Origin of the sequence: Mycobacterium sp. KBS0706, assembly GCF_005938675.2 — a bacterium.
In the GTDB taxonomy this organism is placed as follows: domain Bacteria; phylum Pseudomonadota; class Alphaproteobacteria; order DSM-16000; family Inquilinaceae; genus Inquilinus.
This window is the reverse complement of the sequence record NZ_VCCH02000160.1, coordinates 1-10275: the sequence shown is the minus strand read 5'-3', so window position 1 is coordinate 10275 and position 10275 is coordinate 1. Positions and strand designations below refer to the sequence as shown.

General features: G+C 66.8%; 10 protein-coding genes. 2 read left to right on the top strand and 8 right to left on the bottom strand.

The window, feature by feature from the left end:
* Window positions 1-293 precede the first annotated feature (293 nt).
* The 4 genes from FFK22_RS39300 to FFK22_RS39285 form a co-directional block, all read right to left on the bottom strand.
* Window positions 294-2054: an MOSC and FAD-binding oxidoreductase domain-containing protein gene (locus FFK22_RS39300; protein WP_143956935.1), complete on the bottom strand. Its 1761-nt coding sequence runs from the start codon at window positions 2052-2054 to the stop codon at window positions 294-296.
* A gap of 53 nt (window positions 2055-2107) precedes the next feature.
* Entirely contained in the window at window positions 2108-2989 is an 882-nt protein-coding gene (locus FFK22_RS39295; protein ID WP_221939209.1) for an aldo/keto reductase, read from the bottom strand.
* Between the two features lie 252 nt (window positions 2990-3241).
* Window positions 3242-4738: an MFS transporter gene (locus tag FFK22_RS39290; protein WP_138893308.1), complete on the bottom strand. Its 1497-nt coding sequence runs from the start codon at window positions 4736-4738 to the stop codon at window positions 3242-3244.
* A complete protein-coding gene (locus FFK22_RS39285; RefSeq protein ID WP_138893307.1) occupies window positions 4735-5925 on the bottom strand; it encodes an HlyD family secretion protein in 1191 nt (396 codons plus the stop codon). The genes FFK22_RS39290 and FFK22_RS39285 overlap by 4 nt, the downstream gene beginning before the upstream one ends.
* An 82-nt stretch (window positions 5926-6007) precedes the next feature.
* Between FFK22_RS39285 and FFK22_RS39280 the strand changes: the two genes are divergently transcribed.
* Complete coding sequence (locus FFK22_RS39280; RefSeq protein WP_138893306.1) at window positions 6008-6631, top strand: TetR/AcrR family transcriptional regulator; 624 nt, start codon at window positions 6008-6010, stop codon at window positions 6629-6631.
* Window positions 6632-6651: 20 nt separating this feature from the next.
* Here FFK22_RS39280 and FFK22_RS39275 read toward each other — a convergent pair whose 3' ends face one another.
* From FFK22_RS39275 to FFK22_RS39265, 3 genes are all read right to left on the bottom strand, one after another.
* Entirely contained in the window at window positions 6652-7032 is a 381-nt protein-coding gene (locus tag FFK22_RS39275) for a nuclear transport factor 2 family protein (protein ID WP_138893305.1), read from the bottom strand.
* A 455-nt stretch (window positions 7033-7487) separates the two neighbouring features.
* Window positions 7488-8144: an exopolysaccharide biosynthesis protein gene (locus FFK22_RS39270; protein ID WP_221939208.1), complete on the bottom strand. Its 657-nt coding sequence runs from the start codon at window positions 8142-8144 to the stop codon at window positions 7488-7490.
* 332 nt (window positions 8145-8476) lie between these two features.
* Entirely contained in the window at window positions 8477-8899 is a 423-nt protein-coding gene (locus tag FFK22_RS39265) for a hypothetical protein (protein ID WP_138893304.1), read from the bottom strand.
* A 282-nt stretch (window positions 8900-9181) separates the two neighbouring features.
* Between FFK22_RS39265 and FFK22_RS39260 the strand changes: the two genes are divergently transcribed.
* A complete protein-coding gene (locus FFK22_RS39260; RefSeq protein ID WP_138893303.1) occupies window positions 9182-9526 on the top strand; it encodes a hypothetical protein in 345 nt (114 codons plus the stop codon).
* Between the two features lie 142 nt (window positions 9527-9668).
* Here FFK22_RS39260 and FFK22_RS39255 read toward each other — a convergent pair whose 3' ends face one another.
* Window positions 9669-9908 (bottom strand): hypothetical protein, encoded by a 240-nt coding sequence (locus FFK22_RS39255; RefSeq protein WP_138893302.1) that lies wholly within the window; start codon window positions 9906-9908, stop codon window positions 9669-9671.
* Window positions 9909-10275: the final 367 nt, after the last annotated feature.

Genomic DNA, 10275 nt, shown 5'->3' with positions numbered 1-10275 from the left:
TACCGGCCATCTGTAAGGCCTCCCGATTCCGGACGTGGCTCGAACCCGCGGGATTCAGCCCCTCACAGTCAGCTCCGAGCTCGGAGCGCGTCCGAAAGCGGCCGTCACACCCCGGCTCTACAAAGCGGACATGCCCGGCGCAGTCATACGCGGCCATGCTGGATCCACGCCGGGATCAGACACAACCGGAACGGCGTAGCTGATTGTTTTTGATTGGTGCGGGCTCTCCGCAACCCGGCACCGCTCTCCAAAGGCCGCTAGTCTGTGGGATAGCCGGTCGATATCCCGTACGACTACAAATCGATCGCGATATCCGCGGAAGGCCGGCAGCAACAGATGAGCACGTTTCCCTCCGCCGGCGGATCGAGCGGATCAGGCTCGTAGCTGACGGATCCGGCCACCAGACCCGTCTCGCAGCTGTGGCAGACGCCGCTCCGGCAGGCCCACCTCACCGGCACGTCGCAGGCCTCGGCGAGTTCGAGGAGGCTGTTGCATCCCGCCCCCCACCGGACGGTGAGGCCGCTCCGGGCGAATGAGACGAGCGGACCGGTGCCCTCGGGTCCTTCGGGCGGATGCGGCGGCTTCCGGGGCGTGGCCACCACGCCCGGGGTCATCGATGGTCCCGATCCGAAGATCTCGCTGTGGATCCGGCCTGCCGCAACGCCCCAAGCCTGCAATCCGGTGGTGAAGCCGGCCAGGAAGGTGGCCGGCCCACATAGATAGAAGTCTGCGTCCCGCGGCACGCCCAGATCCTGAAGCACACGGACATCCAGCCGGCCGGCTGCGTCGAAATCGAGAGCCGGCCGGTCACCGGGGCGCGGCGCGCTGTAGCGGATATGGCTGTGGCCGTGAGGCAGAGCCGCAAGCAGGCCTCGGACCTCATCGGCAAAGGGATGCTCGGCCCCGTCGCGCGCGCCGTGGATCCACCACACCTCCCGCTGAGATGCGGCCGCGGCCAGGGCATGAAGCATCGCCAGAACCGGTGTGGCGCCGATGCCGGCGCTCAGCAGAACGACAGGCCCCTCGCCGGCCACCAAGGTGAAGCTTCCGCGCGGGGCTCCGGTCTCGATCAGGTCTCCGACCCGGACCACGCTGTCGATATAGGATCCAGCGTCGCCATGCGGTTCCCGCTTGATGCTCACGCGGTAACGTGTGTCGCTCGGCTCACCCGACAAGGAGTAGCTTCGCAGGAGTGCGGGCGCATCCGGCACCGGCTTCAGCCGGAGCAGGATGAACTGTCCCGGCAACGCCGGTGCCAGGGGATATCCATCAGCGGCCTCCAGCGTCAGCGATGTCACCAGGCTGCTTTCGCGGTGCTTGCGCGACACTCGCAGTTGCCGGAAGCCTGTCCAAGCCGGGGGCGGCCCCAACTGACGGGCGAGCCCGGGGTTGCCCGTCGCATCGCCGCCATCCGCACGGTCGAACAGCGCCTGGAACGAACTGCGCCAGCCGGCGCTCAAGGCGGGGATGCGCAACGCGCGCTCCAGTTCGCTCCTGGGGTGGCCAGGCTTGTACAGCAGCGCGTTGGTCGCGGCGACGGTCATGCGTTCGGGACCGGCCGCGATCTGCACGATCTCGTCGCCGGCCTCGACCTCGCCCTCCTGGATGACGCGAAAATAGAAGCCCGGCCGATTATGTGCGACGAGCAGCGCCGGCATCCGCGGCTCGTCCATGCGGATGCCGAGCCGATAGCAGGTCACGCGTGGCTGCGTGACCTCGAACACGGCGCCGCCGATGCGAAAGCGGTCGCCGATGCAGACCTCGTCGTCGGGCAGCCCGGCGACCGTGAAGTTCTCGCCGAACTGCCCATGACTGAAGTCGCTTCGGCCGAGCCATTGCTGCCAGTGGCGATAGGAATCGAGCTGGTAGACATAGACGGCCCGATGCTCGCCGCCATGTCCCGCGAGATCACCCTGCCCGTCGCCATCGACATTCAGGCGCCGGACCATGTGCCGCCCCTGCACCGGCGTCTTCCAGACGCCGGTATGGACCGTCTGCCCGCGCCAGGGGATATCGCGAGGCAAACCCACATTGAGCGAACGCAACTGTGCCATCGCCGGTCCTCCCCAAGCCTCATGCCACGACGTGATCGGACGTCCGCATCGGTTCACCTGGCCCGGGGAATGAAGCCGGGCACGCCGGTCTGCACCACGCTGTTGAACCGGACATTCGTCGTGATGTGATCCCGGATCTGGCTCATCGCGTCCTCGGGTAGGGCCGAGATATCGACGCTCTGCCGGATCCTGTCCGGCTTGGTCGAGGTGGTCAGGAACGCGGTGCCGCGCTGCACGGCCCAGGCCAGCGCGACCTGGGCAGGCGTCTTGCCGACACGCCGGGCGATCGCGGTGATCACGGGATCATCCAGCAGATTCGGCTCCATGCCGTGCCCCAGCGCCGCGAAGGCCAGCAGCACGATGCCGCGCTGGCGGCAGAAGTCGAGCAGTTCCCATTCCGGCAGATAGGGGTGGGATTCGACCTGCACCGCGGCGGGCTTGATCCGGGCCACGGCGACGATCTCGCGTAGCTTTTCCAGCGTGATGTCGGACAGACCGATCGACTTGCACCGGCCCTCCTCCACCAGGCGCTCCAGCGCATGCCAGGTCTCGGCCAGCGTCACCCCGGAATCGTAGAGCACCTGCCCGTTCTCATCCCTCGGGTCCTGGTCGTCACCGGGCCGGAAGGCGAAGGGTGTGTGGATGATGTAGCAATCGATATCGTCGACCTGCAGCCGCCGGCGGCTGGCATCGAAGGCGGGCTTGACCCGCTCGGGCCGATGATTGGTGTTCCACAGCTTGGTGGTGATGAAGACATCTTCGCGCCGGACCATGCCGGCCTTGATGGCGGCCTGGAAGGCGTCGCCGATCGCCTCTTCATTGCGGTAGCGTTCCGCGCAGTCGAAATGGCGGAACCCCGCCTCCAGTGCCGTCGTGACCGCCTGCCGGGTTGCGACGGGGTCGGGGATCAACGTGCCGAACCCGACGGCAGGCATCGCCCCAGACCCATGGGCGAGAGGAATCCTCGTGTCGCGAAGCGAATCCGGGGCTGGCATGTTCGTCTTCCTGTGTCCGAGTTGGCCGTGCATTCGCCGCGGCCAGGTTCGGCGTCGAGCGAGGCAAGTCCGCTCGAGAATAGATGTCGCACCGCCCCTCCTCGACCGACAGTAGACGATGGTATCGCCGACACGGAATCAAGGCGGGCGCAACTCGCGGCCAGGGTCCGATGGGGTATGTCGCGCAGGCCGTCAGCCGGCCGGGCGCGGCCGGCGCAGGAACAGCGCGAGCGGGGCCACGATCAGCATCACGATCATCACGAGCTTGAACTGGCCGAGAATCCCGACGAAAGCGGCCTGGCCCGTCACCAGATGGTTGAGCGCGGCGAGCCCCGGGCCGGAGACCTCATCCGCGACATGGGCCCCGGCACGGCCAGGGACGAGACTCTTTGCCAGCGCCAGGTGCATGGCCTGGGTGTTCTGGTGAAAGAAGGTCTGCACCAGCGCGATGCCGATCGTGCTGCCATAGAGCCGGGACAGGTTGAACAGCACCGTGCCTTCCGGCCGCAGCGCCGGATCGAGCGTGCTGAACGCGGTCCTGGTCAGCGCCGGCATCAGGATGCCGAGGCCGGCGCCCTGCAGCGCGCCGGCGACGACCACCGGGCGCCAATCCATTCCTGGCGAGTAGCCGAGCATCCGCCAGGTCGCATAGACGACCAGGGCGATCCCGCCCAATACGAGCAGCCGGGCATCGATGCGGGCCGGCGCACGCAAGGTCAGGATCAGGGCCCCCACCAGGGCGATGCCGCGCGGTGCTGCCATCAGGCCGGTGGTGTCGGCGGGATAGCCGAGCAGCTCGTCCAGCATCGGCGACGTCAGGGCCATGGTCGGCAGCAGGACGAAGCCGAAGCCGAAGAACAGGACCGTCGACAGGACGAAGTTGCGGTCCCGGAACAGGGCCTTGTCGAGGAAGTGCGCCCGGCTGGTCAGGAGATGCACGAGATAGAGGGCGAAGCCAAGCGCCGACGCGGCGGCCTCGACTCGGCTCTCGATGGAGAGAAACCACTCCACGCGCTCGCCGCGGTCGAGCAGTATCTGCAGCCCGATGATGCCGAGCGAGAAGGTCGCCAAGCCGAAGAGGTCGAGGGGCGGCACCTGACCCGCCCGCGTCTCCGGCAGCGACAGCGTCATGGCCAGCAGGCTGAACCCGGCCAGCAGCAGGCTGAAATGGAAGACCGCGGGCCAGCCGTATTCCTCGCACACCCAGCCACCGAGGCTGGGGCCGCTGACGATGCCCAGCACCAGGGTCACGGTCCACGCCAAGCTGATGCGGGGATGGCGCGGGGCCGGCACCATGTCGAGCAGGATCGCCAGCGCCAGCGGGGCGATCGGGCCGCTGGCGCCGCCCTGCAGGATCCGGGCGGCGACGAATTGCAGCGATGTGGTCGCTAGCGTGGCGAGCACCAGGCCGATGGCGAAGACGACGAGCGACAGCTGGAACACTGCCTTCTGGCCGAAGCGGCCCGCCAGCCATCGGGCCATCGGCATGGTGACCAGGCTGGCGGCGATGTACGCGGAGAAGATCCACCCGGCCTCGTCATCGGCCATCGACAGGCTGCCCTGGATGTGGAGCAGCGCGGCGTTAGGCAACGAGATCGCGGCCGCCTGCAGATAGGTGGCCAGCAGCGCCGCGGCGACGATGGTCCGCCGGCCCTCCGCCGCTGGACGGAACAGGGTGGCGGCGCTCATCGCCCCGCCTCCGCCGCGAACGCGGCCATGACGCTGTGCCGCCAGCTGGCGCGATAGCCGGTATCGACCCGCACGGTGGCGCTGATGCCGGAGAACAGCGGCCAGGCCGGGTCGGTCTCGTCCAGCTCCAGCCGCACCGGCAGGCGCTGGACGACCTTGACCCAGTTGCCGGTCGCGTTCTCCGGCGGCAGCATCGAGAAATCCGACCCCGTGCCCGGGCTCATGCTGGCGACTTGGGCCTTGAAAGGGTGGCCCGGATAGGCATCGACATCAATGGTCGCCGGCTGTCCCGGGCGCATATGCGTCAGGTCGGTCTCGCGGAAATTCGCCTCGACCCAGAGCTGCCGGGCCGACAGAAGCGAGAACTCCGAGGCGCCGGGGTTGACGAAGTCGCCGACCTGCAGGTCCTCGACCCGGGCAACGATGCCGTCATCGGGGGCCGTCACCGCCGTGTAGGAGAGATCGAGCCGGGCCCGGTCGAGCTGGGCCTGCGCAGCGCGCACCGAGGGATGGCGATCGGGGGCGATCTCCGGATCGCCGTTCAGCGCGGCGACGGTGCTGGCGGCCTGCTGCTCGATCGACGCGATGTGCTGGCGGGCGACCTTGAGATCCGTCTCGGCCCGCTCATAGGCCGCGCGCGGCGCCCAGTCGGAGGCGGCGAGCGCCTTCTTGCGGGCGAATTCGCGCTCGGCGAAGTCCTCGGAATCCCTGGCCGATTGCAGGTCGGCCAACTGCTGGCGGTAGGTGGCCTTGAGCCCCTCGACCTGCAGCCGCGCGCTTTCCAGCTGCGCCCCGGCATGCTCCACCGCGATCTGGTAGGGCTGGGGATCGATCCGGAACAGCAGTTGGCCCTGGCGGACGCGCTGGTTGTCGGTGACGGCAATCTCGACCACTTGGCCGGCGACCCGGGCGTTGATCGACTCCTTCGCCGCGCGGATGAAGGCATTCTCGGTCGAGACATATGGCTCCTCCGCAAGATGATACGCCGCACCGGCGGCCGCGAGGATGAGCGGGACGGCGATCAGCAGCGGCCGGCGCAGCCGCTCCCGCCATCCCCGCCGCGGCCGGCCCTGGCCGAGCACCCGGCTCAACACGGCGTCGCCCGCCGGGATCTGCGGTCCATGGTCTTCGCGACTCTCGGGAACGGGCGTCACCGCGCTTCCGGGCGCGGCGGTCAGGGCTTGCATGATGGGCCTCGTGGCCATTGTATTTTGTACCGTGCAGGACAAATATGTTCCGCTAGATGCCTCGTCAAGGATTTTATCCGTCATGGTACAAAAAAAGAGCACCGCGCCGAGCGGTCGGGGCCGGCCCCGCGCCTACGACCCGCAGGTGGCGCTGCAGCAGGCGACGGACCGGTTCTGGACCAGCGGCTATTCCGGCACGTCCCTCGACGACATCGGCGCCGCGACCGGCATGAACAAGCCCAGCCTCTACGCCGCGTTCGGCGGCAAGCACGCGCTGTATCTCATGGCGCTGGACGGCTATTGGCAGCGGGTCCTCGCCGCGATCCGGGAGGTGCTGGCGGATGACAGTCGGCCCCTGGACGAGGCGCTGATGCGCGCCTATGAGGGGCAGCTGTCGTTCTACATCCCGGACGACGGCCCGCCACGCGGCTGCTTCGCAGTGGGAACCGCGACGGCCGAGGCAGTCGGGGATGCCGAGATCCGGGCCCTGCTGGCGGATGGGCTCAGCGCCCTGGACGCCGATCTCGAAGCGCGCTTCCGCAGGGCGCGCGAGGCGGGCGAGCTGATCGCGGATGCCGATCCCGCGGCGCTCGCGGTGCTCGCCTCGGCGATGCTGCACACCATCGCCATCCGCGCCCGCGCCGGGGTCCCGCGCGCCGAACTGCGGGAGATGGCGCGCAAGGCGGTGGCCGCGATCTGCGGCTGACCCGCCGAGCGCAGGTGGTGTCAGCCCATGCGTTCGACCCATTGAGTCCGGGAGGGGCCAGGCTCGAATGGGTCGGCGAAATACTTGGTCTCGCGCGCGACCTTGCCGTCCCGGAACTCCATGATGCTCACCGTGAAGGACGGCCGGCCGTCATAGTCGAGGATGAATTCCGTGACCCACAGGTCGCCCGCGCCGATGATGCGGCGCACCGTGAAGCGCTTGGTGTTCGGCTGTGCGGCGCGGGAGGCCTGGATGTTGTGTCGGCCGCGGATGCGCTCACCCGACTGCGGGTATTCGAGCAGCGCGTCGTCGTGGTAGATCGCGTGCTCGGCGTCGAAGTCGCTGGCGTCGGAGGCGGCCCAGTGTCGGTCTAGTGCCTCCCGGATCCCCTTCTCGTCCATCCCTAATGCTCCTCCCGGCAGCATGGTCGGGCCGGCACAGGGTACCCAGCAGTGCCCGACAGCGCTACAATTTGCCGGCCAAGCGGCATCCCATCCATCAATCGCCTAAAGCCGCTGGCTCCCGAGCAGGGTGGGATCAAGATCGCCGGACGGTCGGTTGAACGTTTTCCCTGTCCGGCCCGCGCCACTACCGGCCATCAAGTCGGCGCCCCGACAGCAGACATCGGCCGAACTCGGGGGTTCCGGCCCCATCCGGCTGACCCGGCCCGGCCAGGGTGCCCGAAACCGGCCGTAGCAGCCGGCTTTACGAAGCGGACACGACCGGACGTGACCCGAAGGAGATTCTGCGGCTCGACGTTACCTGGGCTGTGAAGCGGTGCCCGGGGCGTGTCCCAGTATTGCGCCAGCTCTGGCATTCACCGTGCCAATTGGCCGATACCCATGCCGATCCGCACCTACAAAAACCCCCGCACCCAGCCCAGTTCACCCATCGCCTGCCAGACGGCGCCGGCGGCGATAGCGAGCAGCAGGGCGGAGGCTGCGAGCGCGACACACAAGAGGATTCCGTCCTCCTCCAGATAGGCGATTGCGAGCAGAGCGATTACAAGGGCGGGTGGGATGTTGCTTAAGGGGACCGGCGCCAGCAACAGTCCGCCCAGCAGCAACACCACCAGCCCGACCCCGCGCTTGGTCGCCTCAAACGGCGTCGGCCAGCGCGGATGAATAAATCCCTCGATCGCACGCAACACCGGCACGGCGCGGCCGAGGGTTCGCGCCAGCCGCTCGGTGCGCAGGCTGCGCTCGGCGACTCTCCGGGGAAAGGCCGGGGCGGCATGGCCCAGCATCATTTGCACCGACAGGATAGCCAACAATGGGGCAACGATGGCGGACGCACCCGGCATCGCCGCGAGCAGCGCCAGGAGCAGCATGACCAATCCGAAGGAGCGCTCGCCCAAGCTATCCACCAGCCAACCGAGAGTCACGCGTTCGGTGTCGGCGTCACGCAGCAGACCGTCCAGCAGGACGGAGGTCGGGATTCGTATCGTCATCGCGCCCGCAGAATAAGACCGTCTTACCGGGAGGCAATCCTCATCGGATTCGTCGTCGCGCATTAAAGCGATGACTGCTTTCCGCCCTTTCGTGCAGGCGCCGCCAGGCCGGGGTGCGCTATTACCGGCCGTCCTGTCGGCGTGTCGAGAGCGGACACTGTCCGAACCGCTATTGTCGGTGCTTTTCAGCGGGCTTGGTTCACCGACGGGCGCCACATCCGGCCAATGCCGCGGCTTCTCCAAGCCGGGCATGGCCAGGCTCGGCAGCCTTCGCGCAGCTGGCGCGGATCTCGCGGCACATTTGTCGGGAAGGGCTGACGGTCGGGCGGGATAATGCCAGCGGAGCCGCCATTGAAACCGAGCGTCGGCCTCACCTGGCGATCGATCGCCCGGTGTTATAGGAGACCAGCCGCTCTCAAGAACAGGACTGCTGCAGCCGCCACGAGCACCAGCAGGGCCAGAGTGCTCCCGCTCCACCGGCCGAGGGCGGACGATTGTGTTCCGGGCCGTGCAGCATGACGCGATGACGTTGGTCCCATACTGGGCAGGAGCGAGGCCAGACGAGTCGCGATGGCCATGATCTCGGCGTTCGACCGTTCGGCGCGTGCCGTACCGGTGATGATCTCCGCCAGTTCGAGCACGGCGGCGTCTCGCGGCTGCCCGGCCAACCGACCTGCCGTGGCCCAAGGATCGCCGCCCAGGCGGCCGAGCATCGAAACCACGCTTAGAGGCATGCCGTTGGATTCCGCCCCGACGTCGGCGAACAGAAACGCGTTCAGATTCGACTTTCGCAGCCGAAAGACGTCAGTGTCAGGCATATTCAAGTGGCACCTCGCAAGACACATCACGTGATTAGCCGAACTCCAAAAATCAAGATAAAATATGCCGGTGATGCCGAAACATCCGAATTCTCTATCTTTTATTGAGAGTAAGAATTAATGTCGCGTGCGGCTTGACAAGATGCTTAGAAGATCAATTCGACGGTAACCGAAATTCGGCGCCCGGACGCCAGGGCCAAAATAATTACCGGCCAATATCTCCGAACGTGGTAGTCTATCGGGTGAGAGAGATTTGTCTCTCTCCGAATGAAAGCGCAATCCATGAAAACCCCTGAATGGCTTAAACCGGCGCTGTATGGCGCCGCGGGCGGCGCAGTTGCGCTTGCTGTCATCGGCTTCAGCTGGGGTGGCTGGGTCACCGGGTCGTCGGCCCAGCGCATGGCCCAGGATCGGTCCAAAGCCGATGTGGTGGCCGTGCTTTCGCTGATCTGCGTCGACCAGTCGAAACGCGACCCGCAGCTGACGGAGAGGCTGGCGGAGCTCAAGGCGGCATCGACCTACAGCCGCGGCGACTTGGTGGTCAAAGCCGGCTGGGCGACGATGCCCGGCGGGACGGTCGCCGATGCCCAGGTCGCCAAGGCCTGCGCCACCCAGCTCGCCAGCTAGGTCGGAGGCGGGATCGGCTCGAGAGGAAAGCCCAAAGCTCGCCCATCGCCTGCCAGGACGCGTTGGCGGCGACGGCGGGCAGCGGGGCGGCGCTGCGCCCGGCCTCGATCGCGAACCGATGCGGCAACACCCTCATGCCGGATCAACGACCATCGGATCGGCGGACGTCTCGGGTGTCCCGCTCCGCCGGGCGTGACAGCTCATGCTCCGGCACCATCCGTTCCTCGCTGCCGAGCACGCTGCGGATCCGGTAGAGGGGGCCGGACGTATCGCTGGGATAGCGGGCGAGCACCTTGAACGTCCCGTCTCCGGATTGCCCGGATAGCGACCGGCGCGAGACATGCACGGTGGCGCCCACCGGAAATTTATAGTCTGTCATCATGACATTTCTGCCTCCCGTGGGAGCGCCGGCTGCGGGATTGGATGGGGTGGATGCGACGGCGCGACCTGCGCACCGAATTTCCGATAGAATACACCGGAACCCAGGAACAAGCCCACTGAATCTGGCTCTCCACTCAACAATCATTCAAAATCACGGCAAAATCTGAATCATCGCTCGCAGCAAAAAGCGACAATCTTTATTTCCGGACAATAAGGCTTTCGCCTTGTATGTTGGGATAGCCATGCACATCTATAAAAGAGATAGCGAACCAACCCTATCTCCCAAAAAATCGATTCTCCGAAGGATTCATCCGATGAAATTCCGCCCGCTGCACGACCGGGTCGTGGTCCGCCGCATCGATGCCGAA

Excerpts from the sequence above, each read along its gene's own strand:
- FFK22_RS39300 (WP_143956935.1), bottom strand. The coding sequence starts at position 2,054 with ATGGCACAGTTGCGTTCGCTCAATGTGGGTTTGCCTCGCGATATCCCC.
- FFK22_RS39295 (WP_221939209.1), bottom strand. The coding sequence starts at position 2,989 with ATGCCTGCCGTCGGGTTCGGCACGTTGATCCCCGACCCCGTCGCAACC.
- FFK22_RS39290 (WP_138893308.1), bottom strand. The coding sequence starts at position 4,738 with ATGAGCGCCGCCACCCTGTTCCGTCCAGCGGCGGAGGGCCGGCGGACC.
- FFK22_RS39285 (WP_138893307.1), bottom strand. The coding sequence starts at position 5,925 with ATGCAAGCCCTGACCGCCGCGCCCGGAAGCGCGGTGACGCCCGTTCCC.
- FFK22_RS39280 (WP_138893306.1), top strand. The coding sequence starts at position 6,008 with ATGGTACAAAAAAAGAGCACCGCGCCGAGCGGTCGGGGCCGGCCCCGC.
- FFK22_RS39275 (WP_138893305.1), bottom strand. The coding sequence starts at position 7,032 with ATGGACGAGAAGGGGATCCGGGAGGCACTAGACCGACACTGGGCCGCC.
- FFK22_RS39270 (WP_221939208.1), bottom strand. The coding sequence starts at position 8,144 with ATGCGCGACGACGAATCCGATGAGGATTGCCTCCCGGTAAGACGGTCT.
- FFK22_RS39265 (WP_138893304.1), bottom strand. The coding sequence starts at position 8,899 with ATGCCTGACACTGACGTCTTTCGGCTGCGAAAGTCGAATCTGAACGCG.
- FFK22_RS39260 (WP_138893303.1), top strand. The coding sequence starts at position 9,182 with ATGAAAACCCCTGAATGGCTTAAACCGGCGCTGTATGGCGCCGCGGGC.
- FFK22_RS39255 (WP_138893302.1), bottom strand. The coding sequence starts at position 9,908 with ATGATGACAGACTATAAATTTCCGGTGGGCGCCACCGTGCATGTCTCG.